Raw genomic sequence first — 24419 nt, forward strand, 5'->3', positions numbered from 1 at the left:
GCACCGGGCTCAGGTGGGTCCAGACGTCGTCGCCGAGGGCCCGGGCGGGGCCGCCCTCCGCGGGGTCGGGGTGCCAGCGCGGTCCCTCGGACAGCGTGGCGACGTCCAGGCCGGCGACGGCGGCGCGGCCCGGGCCGAGCAGCAGGGGCGCGGTGTAGACCATGAGCTCGTCCACGAGGCCGGCGCGCAGCCACGCGCCGAGCACGCGGGGCCCGCCCTCGATGAGCACGTGCTCGGCACGGCGGCCGTGGGGCCAGGGCCCGGGATGGGCGGCGAGCGCGGCGAGGACGGCGTGCGGGTCGTGGTCCGGCACGTGCAGCAGGACCGGGTGAGCGCGCAGGGCGGCGCCGTCGGGCACGGGCCGGTGACCCTGGACGACGGGCACGGGCTGGTGCGCGAGTTCGGCGCCGGCGGCGTCACGGGCGGTGAGGCGAGGGTCGTCGGCCAGCACGGTCCCCGTGCCGACGACGATGGCGTCGACGCGGGAGCGCACCTCGTGGGCGTGGACGCGGGAGTCCGGGCCGGTGATCCACTGGCTCGTGCCGTCGGCGGCCGCGGCGTGGCCGTCGAGGGACTGGGCGAGGTGTCCGGTCACCCACGGGCGGCCTGCGTCGCGGGCCTCGCGCCAGCGGGCGGTGAGCGCGAGGGCGGCCACCTCGCCGGTGGGGCCGGTGACGCGCACCCCGTGCGCGGCGAGGCGGGCCGCGCCGCCGCCGTCGTGGCCGGTGGGATCCGCGACGGCGTAGCGCAGTGCGCCGACCCCCGCGTCCAGGACGGCCTGCGAGCAGGGGCCGGTGCTGCCGGTGTGGTTGCAGGGCTCGAGGGTGACGTGCAGCGTCAGGCCGGCGGGGTCGAGGGCGGCCAGGGCCGGATCCGTGGCGCGGGCGGCCCGCCAGCGGGTCAGGGCATCGACCTCGGCGTGGGCGGTCCCCCGTCCGCGGTGGTGGCCGACGGCCAGGACGCGGCCGGCCTCGTCGGTCAGGACGGCCCCGACGAGGGGGTTGGCGCCGCGCACACCGCGCAGCGCGGCGCGGACGGCGAGGTCCATGGGGTCGGCGGACGGGGTCTCGGCGGCGCTCATCGGGCGACGTCCCCCTCGGGGCCGTCCGGCAGCAGCGTCTCCACGGCGGGCTTGTCCCGGTCTGTGGCGCGCAGCCACACGAAGAAGCCGATCAGGGTGAAGGCGCCGTAGAACGCGTACATCACGGCCGAGGCGTAGTAGCCGGTGCTCCACAGCAGGGGCACGCCGACGACGTCCACGGCCACCCAGATCAGCCAGAACTCCACCCAGCCGCGCGCCATGCCGTAGGTCGCCAGCAGCGATCCCACGAACGTCCAGGCATCCGCCCACACCGGCTCCCACGAACCCAGCGCGCGGAACACCGGGGTGAGGGCGACGGTGCCGACCGCCATGGCCGTCACGAGGAACACGCGCCCGCGCCAGCCGGCCCACTCCGGGGTGATGGCGGGAGCGTCCTCGGCGTGGCCCCGGCGGGCCCGACGCCAGCGCGCCCAGCCGTAGACGGAGACGGCGATGAACATGACCTGTCGGCCGGCCTGGCCGAGCAGGGTGGCGTGATCGGCCCCCGTGAACAGGGAGGCGAGGAAGACCGTCAGCAGGATGAGGTTGCCGAGGATGCCCACGGGCCAGGCCCAGACTCTGCGCGCCATGCCGCCCAGGGCGGAGGCGAGGCCGAAGACGTTGCCCAGCACCTCGCGCATGAGCAGGCCGCCGCCGGCGACCGGGATGGTCCAGTTGAACGCGTCCACCAGCCAGTCCATGACCGTGACGCCACCTCCTCGGATCGGGACTCCGAGGGGTGCGCTCCGCAGCCCTCCCGCGCAGGGCGCGGAACGGCTCCGCCGCGTGCCTCTCCCATCCCGACTGTACGGTCGGCACCGGAATTCCACCGGTCAGGCCGCTCGGCACCGCCTCGGATGAGGACGGGCCGCGCGGTTAGCGGGCTGTCACCGCCGGTGCGGACTTCCACCGCATCTCGGAGCACGTTGCTGTCCAGCAGTATCGCACGCCGGGCCGGCCGGGAGCGCCGGACGACGCCGGGCGACGTCCGGCGCGGCGGGCGGGCGACCGCGTCGCCGGGCTCAGTGGCAGGCGCGGGCGGCGGCGGTGCGCAGGCCGACGAGCGCGGCGTCGGGGTCCGCGGCGCCGAACACCGCGGAGCCGGCCACGAACACGTCCGCCCCCGCCTCGGCCGCGCGTTCGATGGTCTCCCGGTTCACGCCGCCGTCGACCTGGAGGGCCAGCGGGGCGGGCCCGCCGTCGAGGGCGCGGCGGGCCCGGCGGATCTTCGGCAGCACGACGTCGAGGAACGCCTGCCCCCCGAAGCCGGGCTCCACGGTCATCAGCAGGAGCATGTCCAGCTCCGGGAGCATGTCCAGGTAGGGCTCGACCGCGGTCGCCGGCCGCAGCGCCATGCCGGCCTTCGCTCCGGCCGCGCGCAGCTCGCGGGCCAGTCGGACGGGCGCCGCCGAGGCCTCGGCGTGGAAGGTCACGGACTCGGCCCCCGCCTCCGCGTAGCCGGGCGCCCAGCGGTCGGCGTCCTCGATCATCAGGTGGAGGTCCAGCGGCAGGTCCGTGGCGCGGCGGATCGCCTCGACCACGGGCAGGCCGAGGGTGAGGTTCGGGACGAAGTGGTTGTCCATGACGTCCACGTGCACCGCGTCCGCGCTGGGGATGCGGGCCAGGTCGTCGGCGAGGCGGGCGAAGTCCGCGGACAGGATCGAGGGGTGCAGGCGCGGGGGGCGGGCAGTCATGGTCGGGTCCTCTCGGTCAGGCGCCGGGGGCGCGCAGCAGGGCCAGGAACATGGCGTCGGTGCCGTGCCGGTGCGGCCAGAGCTGGGCCGTGCGGGCGACCACGTCTCCCGGCTCCGGCGCGCCGGCGGGTTCGGCCTCGTCCAGGCGCAGGTCGTCGAGCGCGACGGCGTCGAGGGCGGTGCGGGCGTCGAGCAGCTCCAGCTCGGGGTGGCGGCGCACGAGGTCCTGGACCTGGACGACGGTCTCCGCGACGTGCGGGGAGCAGGTCACGTAGGCGAGCACCCCGCCGGGGGCCAGGACGGCGACCGCCGCGTCGAGCAGCTCGGCCTGCAGGCCGGTGAGCTCGGCGAGGTCGGCCGGGGTGCGGCGCCAGCGCGACTCGGGTCGGCGGCGCAGCGCACCGAGGCCGGTGCAGGGGGCGTCCACGAGGACGCGGTCGAACGCCGGGGCCGCCTCGGGGGCGTCGGCGATCGTGCGGCCGTCCCCGGTCCGGACGGTCCAGGCGCCGGCGGGCACGGCGGCGAGTGCCTGCCGGACGAGGTCGGCGCGGTGCGGGGCGACCTCGTTGGCCACGAGCGTCGCCCCCCGCTCGGCGGCGAGGGCGGCCAGCAGGGCCGCCTTGCCGCCGGGGCCGGCGCACAGGTCGAGCCAGCGCTCGGCCCGCCCCTCGGCCGCGGGGACGGGTGCCTGGGCCAGGGCGCGGGCGGTGAGCTGGGAGCCGGCGTCCTGGACGCGGAGCACGCCCTCGCGCACCCCGGGCAGACGGCCGGCGTCGCCGCCGGAGTGCAGGGCGGAGTCCGGGGCCAGCGGCCCGGGTTCGGCGCCGTCGTCGAGGGCCGCGGCGAGCGCCTCGGCCCCACCGGCCACGGGCAGGGCGACGAGGTTGACCACGGGCGGGGCGTTGTCCGCCTCGAGCAGGGCGGCCAGCTCGGCGTCGCGGTCGGCGATGTGGCGGGTGCCGCGGTGAGCGGCCAGGGCCTGGCGCAGCGCGCGGACGATCCACACCGGGTGCGAGGTGCGGACGGCCAGGGCGGCGTCGCCGCCGTCGGCGGGGGCGACGTCGGCCAGCCACTCCTCGAGGGGGCGTTCGGCGACCCGACGCAGCACCGCGTTCACAAACCCGGAGGCGCCGGCCCCGATCTCGGCGCGCACGAGGGAGACGGTGGCGTCGAGGGCGGCGTGGGCGGGCACGCGCATGCCCAGCAGCTGGTGGGCGCCGAGCCGCAGGGCGTCGAGCACGGGTGGGTCGATCTTCTCGAGCGGGCGGTCCACGCAGCGGGTCAGGATCGCGTCGTACAGGCCGAGCCCGCGCAGGGTGCCGTAGGCGAGTTCGGTGGCGAAGCCGGCGTCGCGCCGGTCGAGGCGGGCCTGGCGGATGCGCGCCGGGAGGACCAGGTTCGCGTACGCGTCCTCGGCGTGGACGGAGCGGACCACCCCGAACGCGACGCGGCGCGCCGGGTCGGCGGTGCGGGAGCGCTGCGACGGCGCCTGCGCCGAGTACTTCCGCCCGGCGCCGGAGCGACCCCGGTTGCGGGTGCGCCCCTGCGCATCCCGGCGGTCCTGGGGGTCTGGCCGGGGTGCGCGGCCGCGTTCTCCGCGGGCCCCTCGCTCGCCCCGGCCCTGTCCTGGCTGTCTCTCGCGGCTCATGCGCGCGCCTCCTCGTCCTGTGCCGTGGCGTTCCGCGCGGCCTCGCGTGCCGCGGCCCGGGCGGCGGCCTCCCGGCGGGCCTGTTCTTCGTGGTGGGCGAGCGCCTCCCCGGCCAGCAGCGCGGCCCCGGCGGCGGCGCCGCGCGCCCAGTCGGCGGCCGGCATCAGCTTCCTGCCCGCCGGCTGGACTCGGGAGAGCCGGACGGCCCCGCCGGCGGTGCGCAGCCAGGCGGCCTTCGCGGCCACCAGGATCTGCCCGGGAGCCGCGGCATCGAGGGCGGAGGGCCAGCCGTCGTCGCCGGCGCTGACCGGGGCGACGCCGTCGAGCTTGAAACGGGCCGGGGCGGCGCCGTCGTCGGCGGTCAGCCAGCCCCAGGCGCCGGGCTCGGGGGTGACGCCGTTGATCCGGGCGGCCACCTCGGCCGCCGGGCGGGCGGGGTCCACCAGGCCGTCTGCGGCCGTGAGCTTCGGCGCGTGGGTGGGTTCGCCGCGCTGGGGCGTGGCGGTCGCGGTGCCGTCCGCCAGGCGGTCGAGCACGTCGATCACGAGCGGGCCGCCGCGCTCGGCGAGGTCGGTGAGCACGGCCCCGGCGGTCTCGTCGGCCGCGACGGGGCGGGTGAGCCGGGCGAAGACGGGCCCGGTGTCCAGGCCCTCTTCGAGCTGGAACACGTCGGCGGCGATCTCGGTCTCCCCTGCCATCACGGCGCGCTGGACGGGGGCGGCGCCGCGGTAGGCCGGCAGCGCGGAGAAGTGCAGGTTGAGCCAGCCGTGGCGGGGGGTCTGCAGGGCCTCGGCGGGCACGAGCGCCCCGTAGGCGACGACGACGGCCACGTCCGCCTCGAGGGCGCGGATCGCCTGGAGGGCATCGGCGCCCTCGGGTCCGCGGAGTCGGTCGGCCTTGAGCACGGGCAGGCGGGCCTCCTCGGCCACGACCGCGACCGGCGACGGGGTCAGCACCCGCCGGCGCCCGACCGGGGCGTCCGGCCGGGTGAGCACGCCGACGACCTCGTGGGGCGAGTCGAGCAGGGCGCGCAGCACGGGCACGGCGGTCTCGGGCGTGCCGGCGTAGAGCACGCGCAGGGGGCGTAGAGCACGCGCAGGGGCGTCGGGGCGGTCATCGGGCGGCTCCTGTTCCGGCGGCGGGGACGGCGGGGGCGCCGAAGACCGAGCTGACGGCGGCCGCGCGCGCGGCCCCGATGCGACGAGCGGCGCGGTCCACCTCGCCGGCGCGCATGCGGCGGCGGGCCTCACGGCGTTCCTCGCCGTCGAGGCGGTCGACGTAGAGGATCCCGTCGAGGTGGTCGGTCTCGTGCTGGAGGCAGCGGGCGAGCAGGCCGGTCCCCCGGTGCTCCACCGGGTTCCCGTCCACGTCGGTGCCGCGGACGACGGCCTCCGCGGCGCGCGCCGGGTGGTAGCGCAGCCCGGGCACGGACAGACACCCCTCGCCCGGCTCCCGCAGCGCCTGCCCGGCGGTCTCGAGCACGGGATTGACCACGTGCCCGGCGACGCCGGCGACGTCGAACACGAAGACCCGCAGACCCACGCCCACCTGGGGCGCGGCCAGGCCCACGCCCCCGACGGCGTGCATCGTCTCGATCATGTCCGCCACGAGGGCGCGCACGTCCGCACCCGCGGGCACGGGCGACGCGGCGGTGCGCAGGACGGGGTCGGGGATGGTGCGGACGGGCAGGACGGTCACGCCGTCACCCTATCGCCGCCCTCGGCAGACGCCGGGCGCGACGACGACCCGTCGGGCGCCACGGCCGGGGCGGCGTGGGAGCCGCCGCCGAACGCCGCGGCGCGCACGGCCTGCAGACCGGTGGCCGCCGACACCGGGACCGACGGCGGAGGCGGGCCGATGACACGGAGCGCGGGGCCGGCGTCGTCCACGGCCTGCGCGTGCTTCCAGAGCTGGCGCAGGGCCCAGAACTTGTGCCAGTGGCGGGGCAGCACGCCCGGGTTGGCCTGGTGCACGGCGACCTCGGTCTCCCCCAGGGCGACGCCGAGCAGCATCTCGGCCTGCCCGTGCCGCCACTCCTCCCAGGTGCCGGCCTCGGGATCCACGAGGGACTCCTCCGCCTTCAGGCCGGCGGTCAACTGCATGACCACCTTGGGGTCGAGCGCCTTGACCCGTCCGTCCCGCCCCGTGCCCTTCGTCTTGTAGTCGATCAGGCACAGCCGGCCGCCGATTCGGGCGACGAGGTCCAGCGTGCCCGCGTAGCCCACCGTGTGGTTCCAGACGGTGATCTCGGCCGCGATCGGCCGGACGTCGTAGAGGTCCCACCACTCGTCGAAGCGGTCCGCGTAGGCGCCCTCGCCGTGCTCGATCAGCCGGGCCCGGGCCTCCGCCATGGTGTGGGGGCGGCCGAGGGCGCGCTGGGCCACCTGCTCGGCGTAGTCGTGCACGCGGTCCCCGCGCTCGGCCGCGGCGTCCCGGTAGCGGGCGGCGGCGTCGGCGGACTGGCGGGCCACCTGCTTCAGGCGCGCCGCGGAGCCCACGGATTCCGCCAGGCGCGGATCCTGGGTCACGGACTGGGCCGCCATCCACCCGACCCAGCCGTCCAGGTCCGTCTTCTCCATGCCGATCACGGTGGTGATGGACGGGACCTCGGGCAGGCCCGAGAGGGAGCGCGCGTACATGCGTCCGTGGGGGGTCTGATGCGCGAGGCGTGGCTGGGTCATGGTCAGCCATTCTGGCAGGGTCCGCGGACCCCCGACGGGGTGGCCCGACACGCCTGCCGACGCCGATTTTGCATCCGGGCGGAGATGGCCTAGAGTTCTTTCTCGTTGGAAAACGCAGGTGAGCGGCTCGGACGAGCGGATCCCGGCGGCACCGACACGCGGATGTAGCTCAGTTGGCTAGAGCGCCACCTTGCCAAGGTGGAGGTCGCGAGTTCGAATCTCGTCATCCGCTCGCTCAACCTTCACCCCTGGTCGGGTGGCCGAGAGGCGAGGCAGCGGCCTGCAAAGCCGTATACGCGGGTTCGAATCCCGTCCCGACCTCGCAGGCTTCTCCGACCGGGAGTGGCGGCATGTTCACCACCTCCTCGGAGGTGGACGAGCGCGATTGGCGCAGCGGTAGCGCGCTTCCCTGACACGGAAGAGGTCACTGGTTCGAACCCAGTATCGCGCACGGAGACGATCCGTGAGGATCGACTCAGGCGGATGTAGCTCAGTTGGCTAGAGCGCCACCTTGCCAAGGTGGAGGTCGCGAGTTCGAATCTCGTCATCCGCTCCACACACGAAGGGCCCCTCCTGGCGGAGGGGCCCTTCGTCGTTCCGGGGCGTGCGGTCGGCCTCGTGCTCGGAGCACGGACGCCGACCGTCGGACGGGATCAGAGCCGCGGGCCGTCCACCCGCCAGTAGCCGCTGAACATGATCGCGCGCTTCGGTGCGATGCCGCGGCGGACGATCACCCGCCGCGCCGCCGTCGCGAGCGACTGCTCGCCGCACGTCCACACGTGGTCGCGGGGCGCGGCGGGGAGGTCCTCGAGGTGCGGCGTGAGCAGGGCGCCCGGCACGGCGTCTCCGCGGTGCAGGACCGTGAGCGTGGCGCCCTCCGGGACCTCGAGGGCGGGGACGTGGTCACGGCCGGGCACCTCCAGGACGACGTCCATCCGGCCCCCGTGCGGCGTGCGACGCTGCGCGGCGAGGGCGGCGGCGATGCTCGGGACTGCGGTCTCGTCCCCCACCACGAGGTGCGACTCCCCCGCCGCCGGCAGACGATAGGCGCCCGTCCCGGTGCGGAAGCCGGCGACGTCGCCCGGACGTGCGGTGCGCGCCCACGTGCCGGCGGGGCCCGCATGGTCGTGCACGACGACGTCGACGTCGATCTCACCGACGGAGGGCCGGTGCTCGGCGACCGTGTACCACCGCAGATCCGGCCGCACGTCCTCGGGGATCCGCCCGACCGCTCGCCGCGCATTGAGCGCCGCGGGATCGGGCATCACGAGCGCCCGCCCCGGGGGCGGGGTGAGCAGCCCGAAGTACTCGTCGCAGCCCTGCGGGGTGAACGTGCGGAACTCCTCCGCGGCGAACGTGAGACGACGCAGCCGGGGGGCGAGCAGCCACGTGGCGCGGACCGTCATGGTCCACTGCGGATACTCGTCGCGGTCAACGGGCATCGCCTGGCCGAGGGCCGCGAGCCCGCGGTAGGCCTTCATCTGCAGGGCCTCGACACGCGAGGGACGGGCGGCAGGCGGGGGGAGGACGGAGGAGCTCGTCATCCGGTCAGCATAGGTGAGCCTCACCTTTGCTGGAGTCCTCCCTTTGAATACGTCACGTCATTGTTGCGTATTTGCTTTCTTAGGTAAGGCTTTCCTACTGTGCGGGACGTCCGTGGCGCACGCCGCCCGGAGCCGACGACCCCCTCACGGAAGGCCCTCCCATGCTCCCTCGCCTGTTCGGACTCGGCGATCCCGCCGCCTACCTCGACGCCACCGGCAGGGCGGCCCGGGTGGCCGTCGACACCGCCTACGACCGCGCGGGGGTCCACCCGGACACCCCGTCGACGCACCTGGCCGACGCCGTCGGCGCCGTCGACTTCTCGCAGCCGACGGGCAGCCTCGACGACGCCCTCGCCGAGGTCGCGGAGCTCTACGCCCACCAGACCACCGCCTACCACCACCCGCGCTATGCCGCTCACCTCAACTGCCCGGTCCTGCTCTCCAGCACCGCAGCGGACACCGTGCTCGGGGCGCTCAACACGGCGGTCGAGTCCTGGGACCAGGCCCGCTCCGCGGCGCTCATGGAGCAGCGGCTCCTGGCCGAGGTCGGACGCTGGTGCGGGTTCGCCGCGGGCGACGGCGTCTTCACCTCCGGAGGGTCGGCCTCCAACCTGCAGGCCATGACGCTGGCCCGCGGCCGCGCCGTGCAGCGCCTCACCGGCCACGCCGGGCTCGCCGACCTGCCCGCCGAGGTGCTCGGCTCGCTGCGCGTCTTCGTCAGCGCCGCCACGCACTACAGCATCGCCAAGGCAGCCGGCCTGCTCGGGCTGGGTCGCCACGCCGTGGTCGTCGTCCCCACCGACGCCGCCGGGCGTCTGGACCCCGGGGCCCTGGCCGAGGCGGTCGAACGTGAGGTGGCCGCCGGTGCCGTGCCGATGGCCGTCGTCGCGACGCTGGGGACCACCGACCGCGGCGCCATCGACCCGCTGCCGGCCATCGCCGACGTCGCCGAACGCCACGGGATGTGGGTCCATGCGGACGCGGCCGTGGGCGGGATCCTCGCCGCGAGCGCGGCGACGCGCCACGAGCTGCCGGGGCTGCACCGTGCGGACTCGGTGACGATGGACTTCCACAAGACGTTCTACGTGGGGCTGGCCTGCAGCGCGCTGGTGGTGCGGGACGCCGAGAGCCTGCGCCATGTGACGGTGCATGCGGACTACCTGAACCCGGAGGACAGCGTCCATCCGAACCTGGCGGATCGGTCCTTGCAGACGAGCCGCCGGTTCGACTCGCTCAAGCTGTGGCTGACGCTGCGTGAGCATGGGGCCGAGGCGGTGGTGTCCCTGTTCGCGGGGGCGCGCGAACGCACGCGGCAGGCGTGCGGGATCCTGCGGGCCCGGCCGACGTTCGCGGTGCTGGAGGATCCGACGCTGGTGACAGTGCTGTTCCGGGTGCGGGCCGAGGGACTGTCGGAGGAGGAGTGCACGGCGGTGCAGGCGGCGACGCACCGGGAGCTGGTGGCCGGCGGGCGCGCGCTGATCGCGACGACAGTGGTGGACGGGGTGCCCCATCTGAAGTTCACGATCCTGAACCCCGCGGTCACCTCGGGCGAGCTGGAGGAGCTGGTCGACGTCGTGGAGGAGGCGGCGCTGCGGCACGTCGACGCGGTGCGGGCGAGCCGTCATCGGTGTCGCGGGGTGGCGCGGACCCGTCCGCATGGCCCGTCGGTCGCCGTGTCCTGCACGCTCCCCGCTTCGGCGGGGCCACGTCCGTCCGCGGCGCGCGTGGACGAGCACGGAGAGCAGGTGTGCGCATGAGCCCGGCGTCCACGTCCCCCCGCCGCGTGCTCGCGATCGGGCTGGGCCCGTTCAACCTGAGCCTGGCCGCGCTGGCCCACCCGCTGCCCGACGTCGAGGTGGAGGTGGTGGAGAGCCGCGACGCGTTCGTGTGGCACCCGGGCATGATGCTGCCGGGCGCGCAGATCCAGGTGCCGTTCCTCGCGGACCTGGTGACGTTCGCGGACCCGACCTCCCCGTACTCGTTCCTGGCGTATCTCAAGGCGATGGGCCGGCTGCACCGCTTCTACATCCGGGGCTCCTGGTACCCGCTGCGGCGGGAGTTCTCGGACTACTGCGCGTGGGTGGCAGCCCAGCTGCCCGGCATCGCCTACGCGACCACGGTGACGGCGGTGCGGTGGGACGATCAGGCGGACGAGTTCGTGGTGGAGGCGGCCTCCGCGGCCGGGACCAGCACGCACCGGGCCGACCACGTGGTGGTGGGCACGGGCACGGTGCCGTCCCTGCCCGCGCCGCTCGCGCGCGTCGCGGAGGAGTCGGCCCGGGTCGGCGCGTCCCCCGTGGTGCACACGGGTGAGTACATGGGCCGTCGCGAGGACATCGCCGGGGCCGGGTCGGTCCTGGTAGTGGGCAGCGGCCAGTCGGCGGCGGAGTGCGCCCTGGACCTGCTGAACGCGGGCCACCCGGACCTCACGTGGGTCACGCGCTCACCCCGGTTCTTCGGCATGGAGGTCGGCCAGCTCACGCTCGAGCTGACCTCGCTGGACTATGAGCGGCACTTCGCCACTCTGCCCCGGGCGCGGCGGGATGAGATCAACGCATCCCACCGGTCCCTGTACAAGGGGATCAGCGAGTACACGATCGAGGACGTCTACCACGCGCTGTACGAGCGCCAGGTGGGTCCGCTGGACCCGGCCCGGCTGTGGCCGGGCACGTCGGTGGCGGACGCCCGCCTGGTCGCGGGCCCGGGTGCGCCCCGGGTGGAGGTCACCCTGCGCGACGAGGAGACCGGGGTGACCGGGCGGCACGTGGTGGACCGTGTCGTCGCGGGCACGGGCTACCGCCACCCGGACCATCCGTTCCTGGAGCCGGTGCGGCACCTGCTGCGCGCGGAGGACGGTCGGACGACGGCGAACGCGGACCACGCGATCGACGTGAGCGGCCGCCGGATCTTCGTGCACAACACCGCCGAACAGCCCCTGGGGCTCACCGGCCCGGACCTGGGCATGGCGGCGGAGCACAGCGGCCGCATCCTCAGCACGATCGCCGGCCGTGAGGTCTACGCGCAGGCCGAGTCGATCGCGTTCCAGGACTTCGGTGCCGTCGCGGCGGGCGTCCGGTGAGCGCCGTGACGCCGCCGCAGACCACCGTGGACGGTGCGGCCGCGAGCGCGGCCCGTCGTGTGGAGCTCCGTCCCGTGGGCGCGCAGGACCATCCGCTGCTGCACCGGTGGGTGACGTCCCCGCACGCCGTGTACTGGGAGATGACGGAGGCGGGTCTGGCCGACGTCGTGGCCGAGTACGAGGCGATCGCCGCGCACCCGCACCACCACGCGCACGTGGGGCTCGTGGACGGGACTGCGACCTTCCTGGTGGAGGTCTACGACCCGGCCCACTCGGAGCTGGCCGGACGGTATGCGGGCGCGCCGGGCGACGTCGGCCTGCACGTGCTCGTCGCCCCGACGGACACCCCGGTGCCCGGGACCACGGACCTGGTGATGGCCGCGGTGGTGCGCTGGTGCCTGGCCCAGCCGGGGGCGCGGCGCGTCGTCGTCGAGCCGGACGAGCGCAACGCCGCCATCCGGGCGAAGAACCTGGCCGCCGGGTTCACGGAGCTCGGTCCCGTGGCGCTGGGATCCAAGACGGCGATGCTCTCGATCGCCACGCCCGAGTCCTTCACTGCCAGCCGGATCGGCGTCCTCGCCGCCGGGCTGGACCTCACCCTCCCCGAGCCCCCGCTCCTCCTCGGTGTCCGCATGACCCCCGTCCCCCCGTCCTCCCCGTCCCGCCTGGACGCGCTGACGGCGCCGACCGCCCGGCACGCCCACCGGCTGCTCGTCGCCAAGGCGATCCGCGAGTTCACCCATGAGCGGCTCCTGACGCCGGTGCGCGGCGAGCGGGTCGACGACGCCGGCCGCCACGCCTACACGCTCACCCTGGGCGGGGTGCGGTGGACGTTCACCGCGCGTGCCCTCCCGCTCGAGCACCTCGGCGTGGATCCGGACTCGGTGTGCCGTGCCGGGGATCCGGACGCGGTGGCCGTCGACCGCTTCGTCCTCGACGCGGCCGAGGTGCTCGGGCTGGCCGGCGAGGCGCTGGACGTCTATCTCGAGGAGCTCGCCTCCACCTTCGCCGCCCGGTGCCACACCCTGGCCGGCGAGCGCCCGTCCGCCGCCGACCTGGTGGACGCGGACTACACGGCGGTGGAGGCCGCCATGAGCGAGGGACACCCGGGCTTCGTGGCCACCAACGGCCGCATCGGCTGGGGGGCCACGGAGTACGCGATGTTCGCCCCCGAGGGCGGGCGGGCGCTGCACCCGGTGTGGCTCGCGTTCCCCTCCGAGCTCGGGGGACGGTGGACCTGGCCCAAGACCGCGAGCGCGGGCGCCGCCGTGCCGGCGCCGCCCCCGCCGATCACCGAGGCGGTGGCGGGCCTGTGGGCGGAGCGGGCGGCGGCGCTCGACGTCGATCCGGAGGCGTACACGCTGATCCCGGTGCACCCGTGGCAGTGGGAGCACCGGATCCAGGTGGCGTTCGCCCCCGACCTCGCCGCGGGGCGGCTGGTGCACGTGGGCGAAGACCCGGACGCGTTCACGGCCATGCAGGCGGTGCGCACCCTGTTCAACGCGAGCGACCCGCACGCCCCGCAGCTGAAGACGGCGTTGTCCGTGCAGAACATGGGGTTCGTGCGCGGCCTCTCCCCCGCGTACATGTCCGTCACCCCGGCGATCAACGCGGTGGTGGCCGACCTCGTGGACTCCGACCCCCTGCTCGCGAGGTGGGGCTTCGGGGTGCTGCGGGAGTACGCCTCGGCCGGGTACACCGGGGACGCCTTCCATGCCGTGGGCTCGAAGGGTCCTCACACGAAGATGCTCGCCGCCCTGTGGCGGGAGAGTCCGCTGCCGCGCCTGGCGGAGGGCGAGCGGGTCATGACCATGGCGGCGCTGCTGCACCGGGACGGCGGGGGCCGCTCCGTGGCGGGGGCGCTCGTGGAGCGCTCGGGGCTGACGGCGGCGCAGTGGCTGCACGGGGTGGTGACGGCCTACGTGACCCCGCTGGTGCATCTGGCCGCCGCCTACTCGACCGTGTTCATGCCCCACGGGGAGAACATCGTGCTCCGCCTGCGGGAGGGACGGGTCACCGGCGCCTTCCTCAAGGACATCGGGGAGGAGGTGGTGGTCGGCGCGGACGGCGTCCCGCTCACGGAGCAGACCCGGCGCATCCGCATCGACCTCACCGACGAGGACCTCTCCCTCTCCTTCTTCACGGACATGCTGGACGGCGTGCTGCGCCATCTGGCCGACGTGATGGACGCGGACGCCCTGCTGCCGGCGGAGGAGTTCTACGCCGTGGTGGGGCGGGTCCTCGCCGAGTACACGGCCCTGGGGCTCGCGGATGTGGAGCGCCTCGGCCTGGACGCGGAGGACTTCGCGCACTCGTGCCTGAACCGGTTGCAGCTGCGGAACGCCACGCAGATGGTGGACCTGACGGACCCGTCGGGCTCGCTGCTCTACGCCGGTCGCCTGGCCAACCCGGTGGCCGCGCCGCTGCGCCGCGCGCTGGCGGAGCTCCGGCAGGACGCCGCGGCATGAGCGCGGACGCGTGGACCGGGACGGCGACGGGTGACGTGGCGGGCCGTTGCCACCGGGACGCGCACGGCGTGCCGACGCTCGTGGCCGCGTCCCTGCCCGAGCTGGCCTACCTCCAGGGGTGGCACGTGGCGACGGAGCGGGCCTGGCAGGTCGACTGCGAGCACCGCCGGGTCACCGGCATGAGCGCCGAGGTGTTCGGCCCGCCGGCGGTGGCGAACGACGTCGCCGCCCGGCAGATGGACCTGGACGGCGCGGCCCGCCAGGCGTTCAACGCCCTCGACGACGCGGAGGACCGGGCCTGGTTCACCCGGTTCGCCGACGGCGTGAACGCGGGGCTGGACGCCGGGGCCCGGCGCGCGCCCGAGTTCGCCGCCCACGGGGTGAAGCCGCTGCCGTTCGACCCGCACACGGCGCTCGCCCTGCACCTGGGCTACAACGTCTGGCTGACCAACGCGCCGGCCGCCCTGTTCCGCACCCTGCTGGCCGAGCGCTTCCCCGCGCTCGCCGCGGCGCTGATCTCGCCGCGCCCCGACGCGGACGGCTCGAACGCCTGGGCGGTGCGCGTCGGCGCCGAGGGCGCTCCGCTCGTGGCCGCCGACCCGCACCGGCTGCTCGAGCTGCCCGGCGTCTACCAGCAGGTGCGCCTCGTGGTGGAGGCCGAGCGTCCCCGGGACCGCGTCGACGTCGTCGGCCTGGCCTTCCCCGGTGTGCCGGGCGTCCCGCATGTGGGGCAGTCCGAGCACGTCGCGTGGGTGACGACCTCGGCGATGGTGTCCTCGCTCGAGATGGTCCTCGAGGACGCCCCCGAGGGGCCGGAGGTCCTCGACGCCCGGACCGAGCGGGTGCACGTGCGCGGCGGCGACCCCGTGGACTTGCGGGTGGCCCACACCCCGCGCGGGCGGCTCGTGGACGTGCCCGGCGCCGGCCCGGTGAGCATGCGGTTCCCCGCCTGGGACCGCGCCGACACCGGCCTGCCGAGCGCGCGCCGGCTGCTCACGGCCGCGAGCGCCGCGGAGGCCTGCGCGGTGCTGGACGGGCACGTCGAGCCGGTCAATCGCGTGATCGTCGCGGACCGGCGGACGGTGCTCACCCGGCACGCCGGGGCCGTGCGGCGCCGGGATCGACGCTCGGCCTGGGGTGCGGCGCGGGCCTCCGCGCTGGGCCGGGGCTCCGCCGACGGGTCCCTCGATCAGCGCTGGGTGCGCTGGCCCGCGCCGGCCGCGGCGGACGACGTCGTGGTGGCGGCCAACGAGCCCCACCCGGACACCGCCTGCCTCACCGTGGACGCGTGCGCGCCGTGGCGGTCCCGCCGCATCCGGGAGGCCCTCGAGGCGCTGGCACCGCAGGAGCGGACCGTGGACGCGATGGCCGCCCTGCAGACGGACACCCGGACCCCGGGCGCGCCGCGGGCCTGGCTCGCCGACGCCGTCGACGCGCTCGTCGCGGACGGCGTGCTGGCCGCGGAGTCCGTCCCGGCGTGGGCCGGCGACGCCGCCGCCGGATCGGCCGCGGCCCGCTGGTGGCTCCTCGTGGAGCACGAGGTGGCCGCCGCCCTGATCGCGCACCTGCCGCCCGCCTCGCGGGCCCTGCTCGGCGGCCCGTGGGCACCGTGGGGCGACGCCGCCGCATGGGTCGGCGCGGCGCTCGCCGAGCGCGGGCCGGAGCCGCTGCGCGCGGCCCTGGGGGTCGCAGCGTCGACGAGGGACCTCGTGCGGGCCGCCGTCGCCGCCGTCGGCGACGCCGCTGAGCCGCCGGGCCCCGACGACACGGCTCGGACGTGGGGTGCGGCGCATGCCCTGACCCCGTTCCTGTTCACGCACGAGCATCCCGGCGGGCCGGATGTGCCGGGGCTCGCCGACGTGCTCGACACGATCGGGTCCGTCCGGGTGGGCGGCACCGCGGACGCGGTCTGCGCCACCTCGCACGCCCCCGGCCTGGCCGTCGGCACCCACCGCGGGCCAGTGGCCCGGGTCGTGTTCGACCTCGGCGACCGCACCCGCAGCCGGTGGGTCGTCCCGTTCGGCGCCTCCAGTCTCGGAGGCGGGCACGTGACGGATCAGCTGGACGCGTGGGCCGCCGGCCGCCTGCTGCCCGTGCCGTCCGGTCCCGTCCCCCCGTCCGCCGGCAGCGGCGTCGCACCCGCCCGCTCCGTCCCCGGCGGGGCCCCTCCGGGACGCATCGTGGCCGAGGTCGGCGTCGGGGCGTTGGGCCTGACCATGACGCGCGTCCGCCCGGCCCTGGACGCCCCGCTGATCCACGCACTCGTCACGGAGCCGCGGGCGGAGTTCTACGGGATGCGCGGGCACAGCGTGCAGGACGTCGAGGAGGTCTACGACTTCCTCGAGTTCCAGCCCACCCACGCGAACCACCTCGTGTGGCACGGCGGGACCCTCGTGGCCCTCGTGCAGACCTACGACCCTCGCGCGGAGGAGGTCGGCGGCGCCTACGAGGTGCGGGACGGGGACCTCGGATTCCATTTCATCACCGCCCCCGGCGGCCTGCAGGGGCGCGCCCGCGCCACGGCCTACCGGAGCATTGTGGACTGGTTGGGCGCACGCCCCGGCACGCGTCGGCTCGTGATCGAGCCGGACGTCCGCAACACGCGGGCCGTGAAGACCGCCCGGGCTCTGGGCTTCACGGTGGACCGGGAGGTCGAGCTGCCGGGCAAGCGGGCGGCGCTGTGCTTCCGCGCCGTGCACTGACCCTGCCCCGCACACGGCGACGGCGCGCACCCGTCTCGGGTGCGCGCCGTCGTCGTGCCGGTCAGGGGCGGTGGCTCACTTGTGCTCGGCCACGCCCGTCTGGCCCTCCCGGACCAGGGCGGTCATGCGGGAGACCGTGCGGAAGTACTTTTTCATGTAGCCGCCGTGCATCATCTCCTGCGTGAACAGGGCGTCGAAGGGCACACCGGAGGCGAGGACGGGCACGTCCTTGTCGTACAGGCGATCCGCGAACACCACGAAGCGCAGGGCCGTGGCCTGCTCCGTGATGGTGTGCACGTCGTGGAGGGCGAGCACGTCCACGTCCTTGACGAGCTCGCGGTAGCGGGAGGGATGCACGCGGGAGAGCATCGCGGTGAGGTCCGCGAAGTCGTCCACGGCGAGCACACCCGCGTCGGGGAAGTTCTCCTGGGCGGTGGCCTCGACGGCGGCGTCGTCCAGCGGCGACGGGGCGGCGGAGAGGCCGCGGTGGCGGTAGTCCTCGCCGTCCACGCGGATGACCTCGAACTGGTCGGCCAGGACCTGGATCTCGCGCTTGAAGTCCTGCGCCGCGAAGCGCCCCTCGCCGAGCGAGCCCGGCAGGGTGTTGGAGGTCGCCACCAGGCGCACGCCGGCGTCGGCCAGCTCGCGCATGAGGCGGGACATCAGCACGGTGTCCCCCGGGTCGTCGAGCTCGAACTCGTCGATGCACACGAGGGTGTACTCCTTGAGCTCGTCCACCGCCTTGCGGAAGGACAGGGCGCCCACGAGGTTGGTGTACTCCACGAACGTGCCGAACGCCTTGGGCCCGGGGGCCGCGTGCCACGTCGAGGCCAGCAGGTGGGTCTTGCCGACGCCGAAGCCGCCGTCGAGGTAGATGCCGGCCGGCCCTGCCGCCCGCTTCTTCCCGCCGAACAGGCCGCCGAGGAACCCGCCGCCCGAACCGCCCCGGCCGAGGTCTGCCGCGAACCGGCGCAGCCGCTCCACGGCCTGTGCCTGCGAGGGGTGCGCGGGGTCCGGGATGTAGGTGTCGAAGGACACCGTGCCGAAGCGGTACGACGGGTGGAAGCCGGCCAGCAGCTGGTCCGGGGTGACCTGCGGCGAACGGTCGGCGAGGTGGACGATCTGAGCCACGGGACACTCCCAGGGTCGACGACGGGGATTCCGGGCCATGCTATCGGGCCGCGGACCCGACCCATGTGACCTCGCGTGTCCCGGACTGAGGGGCCCCTACCCTCTTACGTGACACCGATGTGCCGTAATCTGTCGCGCAGGGCACGGACACGGAACCCGCCGTCGTCGTGCCGCCCGCCCCGGGCCCGTGCGGGCCCGCCCGACGCGAAGGAAGGCAGTGCCATGACCGATACCGCCGCGAAGTTCTCCGAGTACGCCCACCCCGAGAAGCTGGTGTCCACGCAGTGGGTCGCCGACCATGTCGGCGACGAGGACGTCGTGGTCCTCGAGTCCAACGAGGACGCTCTCCTCTACTCCACCGGCCACATCCCCGGCGCCCAGCGCGTCGACTGGCACACCGAGCTCAACGACCCCGTCACCCGCGACTTCGTCGGCCCCGAGGCCTTCGCCGAGTTCGCCGCCTCCAAGGGGATCTCCCGGGACACCACCGTGGTGTTCTACGGCGACAAGTCCAACTGGTGGGCCGCCTACGCCCTGTGGGTGTTCACCCTCTACGGCCATGAGGACCTGCGCCTGATGGACGGCGGCCGTGACAAGTGGATCGCGGAAGGACGCGAGACCACCCGCGAGGTTCCGACCGTGGCCCGCGCCGAGTACCCGGTGATCGAGCGCGACGACCACACCGAGCGCGCCGCCCGCGAGGACGTCCTCAAGGCCATCGGGACCACCCCGCTGATCGACGTCCGCTCCCGTCCCGAGTACACGGGCGAGACCACGCACATGGCCGGCTACCCGCAGGAGGGCACCCTGCGCGGCGGCCACATCCCCACGGCGGCGTCCGTGCCGTGGGCGTCCGCGGCCAACGAGGACGGCACCTTCAAGTCCCGCGCCGAGCTGGAGCAGGTCTACCGCACCGGCGCCGGCCTGCAGGAGGGCGACGACGTGATCGCCTACTGCCGCATCGGCGAGCGGTCCTCCCACACGTGGTTCGTGCTCAAGTACCTGCTCGGCCACGAGGACGTCCGCAACTACGACGGCTCCTGGACCGAGTGGGGCAACGCCGTGCGCCTGCCCATCGCCGTCGGCGAAGAGCCGGGCGAGGCCCCCGCGCGCTAAGCCCCCGGCACGGCGTGGATCACTAGACTGGGACACCATGACCGAGAACCACGCCGTGCCCGCCGCCCTGGCCGAGATCATCGACGACTTCGCCGGGGTGCCCGATCCCGAGAAGCTCGAGCTGCTGCTGGAGTTCTCGGACGAGCTGCCGGCGCTGCCGGAACGCTACGACGGCCACGAGGCCGAGATGGAGCAGGTCGTGGAGTGTCAGACCCCGCTGTTCCTGGCCGTCGAGCTCGGGGGTGAGCCCGGCCCGCAGGCCCCGGTCCGCCTCTTCATCACCGCTCCCCCGGAGGCGCCCACCACGCGCGGCTTCGCCTCCGTGCTCACCCAGGGCCTGGACGGGCTGAGCGCCCTCGAGGTCCTGGACGTGCCCGAGGACATCCCCACCCGCCTCGGTCTGGCCAAGGCCCTCACCCCCCTGCGGCTGCGCGGCATGTCCGCCATGCTCGGCCGCATCAAGCGCAACGTGCGCGAGCAGGCCGGGATCGCCTGAGTCCGCCGTGGGCCAGCGCAAGAAGGATCGCGGCGCCCGGCACGGGGCGGCCACGCCGGCCGTCGCCGCACTCGAGGCCGCCGGGGTCCCGTACCGGCTGCACACCTTCGACGTGGCCCTCGACGCCGGCGGCGAGCGGTTCGGCGTCCAGGTCGCCCGGGCGCTCAGCGTGCCCGCCGACCGACTGTTCAAGACGCTGATGGTGGCGGACCCCGACGGCGCGCTCGCCGCATGCGTGGTGCCCGTGTCCGGTCAGCTGGACCTGCGGGCCGCCGCCGCGGTGCTGGGCGTCAAGCGGCTCGCCCTGGCCGATCTGGCGGTCGTCGAACGCCGGACCGGCTACGTGCGGGGCGGCGTCTCGCCCCTGGGCCAGCGCCGGCCCCACCCCGTCGTCCTGGACTCCTCCGCTCTCGACGCGGAGCTCATGTACGTCTCCGGCGGGCAACGCGGCCTGGATGTGGAGATCGCGCCCGCCGACCTCGTGCAGGTGACGGGCGCCGTCGTCGCGGAGATCGCGGCGGACTGACGGGCGGGTCCTGCGGCCGGGCCGGTCAGGCGTCGTCGCGCGCCTGGCGGCGCACCACAGCCATGCGCTGGCCGACGGTGACCAGGGAGGCTGCGGCGAGCAGCCCCAAGGTGACGGCCAGGACGACCGGGGGCAGACCGAGGCCGGTGAGGCCGGCGACCACGAGGGTGGCCACGAGCCGTTCGGCGCGCTCGGCGATGCCCACGTGCGCGTCCCAGCCGAGGGCCTCCGCCTTGGCACGCACGTAGGAGACGAGCATGCCCAGGGCGAGGCAGGCCCCGGAGAGCGCGCCGACCGCGGGTGCGGCGCCGACGCCGAAGCCCCACAGGCACAGCCCGAGGAACACGGCCGCGTCCTGCACGCGGTCCAGGGTGGAGTCGAGGAACGCGCCCCAGCGGCCGGTGGACCCGGCCTCGCGCGCCATGATCCCGTCCACCAGGTCCGAGAACACGAACGCGGTGATGAAGAGCGTGCCCCAGAACAGGTGCCCCAGGGGGAAGAGCACGAGCGCGCCCAGGCTCACGCCGAGTGTGCCGACGACCGTCACGGTGTCCGGACTGACCCCGGCCCGCAGGAGCGCACGGGCCACCGGGGTGAACAGGCGGGTGGTGACGCCGCGCGCGTGACGGTCCAGCATCAGGCGGAGTCTCCGGCCCCCGGGCGAGGATGCTCGGCCGCGGCACGGGCGTTGGCCGCCTGGCGCGCGGCGTGGTCCCGGGCGGCCCGGTCCCAGACGTCCGCGAGGATCTGCCGGGTCTCCCCCAGGGTCTGCGACATGTTCTTGGTCCGGGCGATGATCGGCAGGAAGTTGCCGTCGCCGGTCCACCGGGGCACCACGTGCTGGTGCAGATGGGCCGCGATCCCGGCGCCGGCCACCGCCCCCTGGTTCATGCCGAGGTTGTAGCCGGACGCGCCGGCGGCCTGGCCGAGGGCGAGCATCGCCGTCTGGGTCAGCTCCGCCATCTCGGCGGCCTCCTCCGTGGTGGTGTCCGTGTACAGGGGCACGTGGCGGTAGGGACAGACGAGCAGGTGGCCGGGGTTGTACGGGTACAGGTTCAGCACCACATAGGCGGTGCGGCCGCGGTGGACGATGAGGGAGTCCTCATCGTCGCGCTGCGGGGCCGCACAGAACGGGCAGGTGTGCTCGTCCTTGACCTGGCCCGTCCCCTTGGACACGTACGCCATGCGGTGGGCGTTCCAGAACCGCTCGAAGGCGTCCGGGGCGCCGGGCAGCTCGAAGCCGTCCGTGGCGGCGGCGTCCGCCGACGCGCGGGCCTGCGCCCGCGCGTCGGATCCGCCGGTGCCGGGGCTGGTCATGGGGTGACCTCGCGCTCGCGCACCGCCTTCACGATGCGTTCGATCGCCTCCTCCACCGGCACGCCGTTGTCCTGGGTGCCGTCGCGGAAGCGGAAGGACACGGCGTTCGCCTCCCTGTCCTCGCCGCCGGCGATCAGCACGAACGGCGCCTTCTCCTTGGCCGCGGTGCGGATCTTCTTCGGGAAGCGGTCCGAGGAGTCGTCCAGGCGCGCCCGGATCCCCTCGGCGCGCAGCTTCGCGACGACGTCGTCCAGGTAGTCGTTGAATGCCTCGGCCACCGGGATGGCCACGACCTGCTCCGGGGCGAGCCAGGCCGGGAACGCGCCGGCGTAGTGCTCGGTGAGGACGCCCAGGAAGCGCTCGATGGAGCCGAAGAGGGCGCGGTGGATCATCACGGGGCGCTGACGGGTGCCGTCGGCGGCCTGGTACTCGAGGTCGAAGCGCTCGGGTAGGTTGAAGTCCAGCTGGATGGTGGACATCTGCCAGGTGCGGCCGATGGCGTCCCGGGCCTGGACCGAGATCTTCGGGCCGTAGAACGCGGCGCCGCCCGGATCCGGGACGAGCTGCAGACCGGAGGCCTCCGCGACCTCGGCGAGGGTGCGGGTGGCCTCCTCCCAGATCTCGTCGGAGCCGACGAACTTCTCCGGGTCCTTCGTGGAGAGCTCGAGGTAGAAGTCGTTGAGGCCGTAGTCCTTGAGCAGGTCGAGAACGAAGTTGAGCGTGGTGGTCAGCTCCTCCTTCATCTGCTCGCGGGTGCAGTAGATGTGGGCGTCGTCCTGGGTCATGCCGCGCACGCGCGTGAGCCCGTGGACCACGCCGGACTTCTCGTACCGGTACACGGAGCCGAACTCGAACAGCCGCAGCGGCAGCTCACGGTAGGACCGGCCGCGGGAGCGGTAGATCAGGTTGTGCATGGGGCAGTTCATCGGCTTGAGGTAGTAGTTCTGCCCCTGGCGCGTGATCTCGCCGGTCTCGGGATCACGGACCTCGTCGATGTGCATGGGCGGGAACATGCCGTCCGCGTACCAGTCGAGGTGGCCGGACACCTCGTAGAGGTGCTGCTTGGTGATGTGCGGGGTGTAGACGAACTCGTAGCCGGCCTCGGTGTGGCGCCGACGGGAGTAGTCCTCCATCTCCTTGCGGATGATGCCGCCGCGCGGGTGGAACACGGGCAGGCCGGAGCCGAGCTCGTCCGGGAAGGAGAAGAGATCCAGCTCGGCGCCGAGCTTGCGGTGGTCGCGGCGCTCGGCCTCGGCGAGGCGCTCCTGGTAGGCCTTGAGGTCGTCCTTGCTGGCCCACGCGGTGCCGTAGATGCGCTGCAGCTGCTTGTTCTTCTCGTTGCCGAGCCAGTAGGCGGCGGCGGAGCGGGTGAGCGCGAAGCCGTTGCCGATGAGCTTGGTGGAGGGCAGGTGCGGGCCGCGGCAGAGGTCGCACCACACGGCGTCGCCGGTCTTGCGGTCCACGTTGTCGTAGATGGTGATCTCCCCGGCCCCGACCTCCACGGAGGCGCCCTCGCCGGCGGTGTCCGCGGCATCCTTCTTGCCGAGCAGCTCGAGCTTGTAGGGCTCGTCCGCCATCTCGGCGCGGGCGGTCTCCTCGTCCACGACGCGGCGGCGGAAGGTCTGGCCGGACTTCACGATCTTCTGCATGAGCGAGGAGATCTGCTTGAGGTCCTCGGGGGTGAAGGGCTCGTCGACGTCGAAGTCGAAGTAGAAGCCGTCCGTGATGTACGGGCCGATGCCGAGCTTGGCGCCCGGGCGCAGCTGCTGCACGGCCTGGGCCATCACGTGGGCGGTGGAGTGCCGCAGCACCTCGAGGCCCTCGGGCTCCGTGATGTCCACCGCTTCGACGGACGCGCCGGCGGGGATCTCCCGGGCCAGGTCCCAGAGCAGGCCGTCCACCCGCATGACGGCGGTGGTCGGCTTCTCGCGGAAGAGGTCGAGGCCGGTGGTGCCGTGCGTCACCTCCCGCAGCTCTCCGTCCACGGTCAGCAGGATGTTCTTCGGCTCCGACACGGTGCTCCTTCGAGGTCTGGCTTCGGGATCGGTGGCGTACGGGGGCCACCGTCGGCCGCGTCCCATTCTAGGGGTGCGGCCGGACGGCGGGGCACGGAGGCGGACGGTCTCATCTGTCCGGGGTGGGCAGCAGCTCCCACGTCTCCGGGTGGGGCACCGGGATCGGGGGGTGCTCCGGCGCGGGCCGACCCGGTGCCGTGCGGCCGGGGCGGGCCCCGCCGGCCGGCCCGACGTCGGTGCGCACCTTCACGGGCCAGCCGCCCGTGCCGTGGTGCGGGATGTCCGGCAGGGGCTGCGCTCCGGTGCCCGCCCGGCCGCTGCGGCGCGCGGCGGCGGCTCGGCGGTCCGCCGCGAGCCAGTCCCGCCACTGCTGCCGGGTGGCGTCCAGGTAGTCGGGGTCCGGGAGCGTCTCGGGCCGGTGCAGGTCCCAGGCGCGCACGGCCTGGACGGACACGGCCCGGTCGCCGGTGCGCCGGACGGTGCCCTCGATCAGCAGGAGGCGGGCGGAGAAGAGCATCTCCCCGGAGGCGTGCTGGGCCTCGGTGAAGAAGGAGGCGTCCACGCAGCCGGTGCCGTCGTCCACGGAGAGGAACACCACCCGCTTGCCGCTGCGCATGGGCGGGGTCTGGGTGGCCACGCGCACCCCGGCCACGAGCACCCGGGACTGCGTGCGCAGCCCGAGCAGGTCCTTCGCCCGGGTGACGCCGAGCGCGTCCAGGTACGGGGCGTGGGAGTCCATGAGGTGGGCGGTGACGTCCAGGGCGGTGAGCTCCAGCTCGGTGCGGACCCGGGCGGCCGGGCCCGGGTCAGGGAAGAGCGGGGCGAGGGCGGTGAGCTCGGTGTCCGGCAGGTCCAGGGCCAGCTGGCCCTCCACCTGCCGCGGACGGGCGGACCGCGAGCGCGGGGCGGTGCGGCCGGGGG

The 24419-nt window shown here is 74.7% G+C and carries 20 protein-coding genes, 4 tRNA genes and 1 riboswitch; of the genes, 11 read left to right on the top strand and 13 right to left on the bottom strand.

The annotated features are described in order from the left end of the window. The 7 genes from ribD to J1M38_RS00050 form a co-directional block, all read right to left on the bottom strand. A partial coding sequence (gene ribD, locus J1M38_RS00020; RefSeq protein WP_206501137.1) for a bifunctional diaminohydroxyphosphoribosylaminopyrimidine deaminase/5-amino-6-(5-phosphoribosylamino)uracil reductase RibD occupies positions 1-1081 on the bottom strand: 1081 nt, incomplete at its 3' end. Continuing rightward, on the bottom strand, positions 1078-1782 hold the full coding sequence (gene pnuC / locus J1M38_RS00025; protein WP_063189642.1) for a nicotinamide riboside transporter PnuC: 705 nt from the start codon (positions 1780-1782) through the stop codon (positions 1078-1080). The genes ribD and pnuC, both read right to left, overlap by 4 nt. A gap of 82 nt (positions 1783-1864) precedes the next feature. Then, positions 1865-2009: riboswitch (FMN riboswitch) on the bottom strand. 94 nt (positions 2010-2103) lie between these two features. Further along, positions 2104-2775, bottom strand: coding sequence for a ribulose-phosphate 3-epimerase (rpe, locus tag J1M38_RS00030; RefSeq protein ID WP_122054291.1), 672 nt, complete (start codon positions 2773-2775; stop codon positions 2104-2106). A 16-nt stretch (positions 2776-2791) separates the two neighbouring features. Continuing rightward, a complete protein-coding gene (locus tag J1M38_RS00035; RefSeq protein WP_123244428.1) occupies positions 2792-4423 on the bottom strand; it encodes an RsmB/NOP family class I SAM-dependent RNA methyltransferase in 1632 nt (543 codons plus the stop codon). After that, positions 4420-5502, bottom strand: coding sequence for a methionyl-tRNA formyltransferase (locus J1M38_RS00040; RefSeq protein WP_206501141.1), 1083 nt, complete (start codon positions 5500-5502; stop codon positions 4420-4422). The genes J1M38_RS00035 and J1M38_RS00040 overlap by 4 nt, the downstream gene beginning before the upstream one ends. 34 nt (positions 5503-5536) lie before the next feature. Then, positions 5537-6121: a peptide deformylase gene (gene def / locus J1M38_RS00045; RefSeq protein ID WP_063189634.1), complete on the bottom strand. Its 585-nt coding sequence runs from the start codon at positions 6119-6121 to the stop codon at positions 5537-5539. Continuing rightward, a complete protein-coding gene (locus J1M38_RS00050) occupies positions 6118-7104 on the bottom strand; it encodes a cytochrome (protein WP_123244426.1) in 987 nt (328 codons plus the stop codon). The genes def and J1M38_RS00050 overlap by 4 nt, the downstream gene beginning before the upstream one ends. Positions 7105-7262: 158 nt before the next feature. On the opposite strand from J1M38_RS00050, the gene J1M38_RS00055 reads away from it, so the two are divergent. The 4 genes from J1M38_RS00055 to J1M38_RS00070 all read left to right on the top strand — a co-directional run bounded on the left by J1M38_RS00055 (position 7263) and on the right by J1M38_RS00070 (position 7660). Continuing rightward, a tRNA-Gly gene (locus J1M38_RS00055) sits at positions 7263-7336 on the top strand. An 18-nt stretch (positions 7337-7354) separates the two neighbouring features. Beyond that, positions 7355-7425 (top strand) — tRNA-Cys (locus J1M38_RS00060). A 58-nt stretch (positions 7426-7483) separates the two neighbouring features. Further along, positions 7484-7555, top strand: a tRNA-Val gene (locus tag J1M38_RS00065). A 28-nt stretch (positions 7556-7583) separates the two neighbouring features. Continuing rightward, positions 7584-7660: transfer RNA gene (locus tag J1M38_RS00070), tRNA-Gly, on the top strand. 97 nt (positions 7661-7757) lie between these two features. Here the strand turns inward: J1M38_RS00070 and J1M38_RS00075 are convergent. Then, positions 7758-8648 carry a siderophore-interacting protein gene (locus tag J1M38_RS00075; RefSeq protein WP_123244425.1) on the bottom strand — a complete coding sequence of 297 codons (891 nt, stop codon included), beginning with the start codon at positions 8646-8648 and terminating at the stop codon, positions 7758-7760. Positions 8649-8809: 161 nt separating this feature from the next. Between J1M38_RS00075 and J1M38_RS00080 the strand changes: the two genes are divergently transcribed. Genes J1M38_RS00080 through J1M38_RS00095 form a run of 4 tightly spaced genes read left to right on the top strand, consistent with a single transcriptional unit; the run spans position 8810 to position 16897 of the window. Continuing rightward, positions 8810-10405 carry a pyridoxal-dependent decarboxylase gene (locus tag J1M38_RS00080; RefSeq protein WP_070708689.1) on the top strand — a complete coding sequence of 532 codons (1596 nt, stop codon included), beginning with the start codon at positions 8810-8812 and terminating at the stop codon, positions 10403-10405. Then, positions 10402-11727 (top strand): lysine N(6)-hydroxylase/L-ornithine N(5)-oxygenase family protein, encoded by a 1326-nt coding sequence (locus tag J1M38_RS00085; protein WP_043279265.1) that lies wholly within the window; start codon positions 10402-10404, stop codon positions 11725-11727. The genes J1M38_RS00080 and J1M38_RS00085 overlap by 4 nt, the downstream gene beginning before the upstream one ends. A 5-nt stretch (positions 11728-11732) precedes the next feature. Next, complete coding sequence (locus J1M38_RS00090; protein ID WP_206501138.1) at positions 11733-14195, top strand: GNAT family N-acetyltransferase; 2463 nt, start codon at positions 11733-11735, stop codon at positions 14193-14195. Next, positions 14192-16897, top strand: a complete 2706-nt coding sequence (locus tag J1M38_RS00095; protein WP_113914430.1) for a GNAT family N-acetyltransferase — start codon at positions 14192-14194, stop codon at positions 16895-16897. The genes J1M38_RS00090 and J1M38_RS00095 overlap by 4 nt, the downstream gene beginning before the upstream one ends. A gap of 75 nt (positions 16898-16972) precedes the next feature. Here J1M38_RS00095 and zapE read toward each other — a convergent pair whose 3' ends face one another. Further along, positions 16973-18028, bottom strand: coding sequence for a cell division protein ZapE (gene zapE / locus J1M38_RS00100; protein WP_036340820.1), 1056 nt, complete (start codon positions 18026-18028; stop codon positions 16973-16975). 222 nt (positions 18029-18250) lie between these two features. Between zapE and J1M38_RS00105 the strand changes: the two genes are divergently transcribed. Genes J1M38_RS00105 through J1M38_RS00115 form a run of 3 tightly spaced genes read left to right on the top strand, consistent with a single transcriptional unit; the run spans position 18251 to position 20166 of the window. Next, the gene (locus J1M38_RS00105; RefSeq protein ID WP_123244432.1) at positions 18251-19144 is read left to right on the top strand and encodes a sulfurtransferase; all 894 of its coding nucleotides are present in this window, start codon (positions 18251-18253) and stop codon (positions 19142-19144) included. 37 nt (positions 19145-19181) lie between these two features. Then, complete coding sequence (locus J1M38_RS00110) at positions 19182-19640, top strand: SufE family protein (RefSeq protein ID WP_070708839.1); 459 nt, start codon at positions 19182-19184, stop codon at positions 19638-19640. Between the two features lie 7 nt (positions 19641-19647). Next, on the top strand, positions 19648-20166 hold the full coding sequence (locus J1M38_RS00115; protein WP_069941367.1) for an aminoacyl-tRNA deacylase: 519 nt from the start codon (positions 19648-19650) through the stop codon (positions 20164-20166). Between the two features lie 25 nt (positions 20167-20191). Here the strand turns inward: J1M38_RS00115 and pgsA are convergent, their stop codons facing one another. The 4 genes from pgsA to J1M38_RS00135 form a co-directional block, all read right to left on the bottom strand. Then, complete coding sequence (gene pgsA, locus J1M38_RS00120; protein WP_123244431.1) at positions 20192-20803, bottom strand: phosphatidylinositol phosphate synthase; 612 nt, start codon at positions 20801-20803, stop codon at positions 20192-20194. Then, positions 20803-21483, bottom strand: a complete 681-nt coding sequence (locus J1M38_RS00125; protein WP_070708841.1) for an HIT domain-containing protein — start codon at positions 21481-21483, stop codon at positions 20803-20805. Before J1M38_RS00125 ends, pgsA begins: the two co-directional genes overlap by 1 nt. Further along, positions 21480-23498, bottom strand: a complete 2019-nt coding sequence (gene thrS / locus J1M38_RS00130) for a threonine--tRNA ligase (RefSeq protein WP_044659661.1) — start codon at positions 23496-23498, stop codon at positions 21480-21482. The genes J1M38_RS00125 and thrS overlap by 4 nt, the downstream gene beginning before the upstream one ends. Before the next feature lie 109 nt (positions 23499-23607). Beyond that, positions 23608-24419 (bottom strand): OB-fold nucleic acid binding domain-containing protein (locus J1M38_RS00135; RefSeq protein WP_241246356.1); only part of this gene is annotated, 812 nt, incomplete at its 5' end.

The sequence above is a fragment of the Micrococcus sp. KRD070 genome, assembly GCF_017168435.1.
GTDB classification, from domain to species: Bacteria; Actinomycetota; Actinomycetes; order Actinomycetales; family Micrococcaceae; genus Micrococcus; species Micrococcus luteus.

Bases quoted from the DNA above. Each gene is read 5' to 3' on its own strand.
- pnuC (WP_063189642.1), bottom strand. From the start codon at position 1,782: ATGGACTGGCTGGTGGACGCGTTCAACTGGACCATCCCGGTCGCCGGC.
- rpe (WP_122054291.1), bottom strand. From the start codon at position 2,775: ATGACTGCCCGCCCCCCGCGCCTGCACCCCTCGATCCTGTCCGCGGAC.
- J1M38_RS00035 (WP_123244428.1), bottom strand. From the start codon at position 4,423: ATGAGCCGCGAGAGACAGCCAGGACAGGGCCGGGGCGAGCGAGGGGCC.
- J1M38_RS00050 (WP_123244426.1), bottom strand. From the start codon at position 7,104: ATGACCCAGCCACGCCTCGCGCATCAGACCCCCCACGGACGCATGTAC.
- J1M38_RS00075 (WP_123244425.1), bottom strand. From the start codon at position 8,648: ATGACGAGCTCCTCCGTCCTCCCCCCGCCTGCCGCCCGTCCCTCGCGT.
- J1M38_RS00080 (WP_070708689.1), top strand. From the start codon at position 8,810: ATGCTCCCTCGCCTGTTCGGACTCGGCGATCCCGCCGCCTACCTCGAC.
- J1M38_RS00085 (WP_043279265.1), top strand. From the start codon at position 10,402: ATGAGCCCGGCGTCCACGTCCCCCCGCCGCGTGCTCGCGATCGGGCTG.
- J1M38_RS00095 (WP_113914430.1), top strand. From the start codon at position 14,192: ATGAGCGCGGACGCGTGGACCGGGACGGCGACGGGTGACGTGGCGGGC.
- J1M38_RS00105 (WP_123244432.1), top strand. From the start codon at position 18,251: ATGACCGATACCGCCGCGAAGTTCTCCGAGTACGCCCACCCCGAGAAG.
- J1M38_RS00110 (WP_070708839.1), top strand. From the start codon at position 19,182: ATGACCGAGAACCACGCCGTGCCCGCCGCCCTGGCCGAGATCATCGAC.
- pgsA (WP_123244431.1), bottom strand. From the start codon at position 20,803: ATGCTGGACCGTCACGCGCGCGGCGTCACCACCCGCCTGTTCACCCCG.
- J1M38_RS00125 (WP_070708841.1), bottom strand. From the start codon at position 21,483: ATGACCAGCCCCGGCACCGGCGGATCCGACGCGCGGGCGCAGGCCCGC.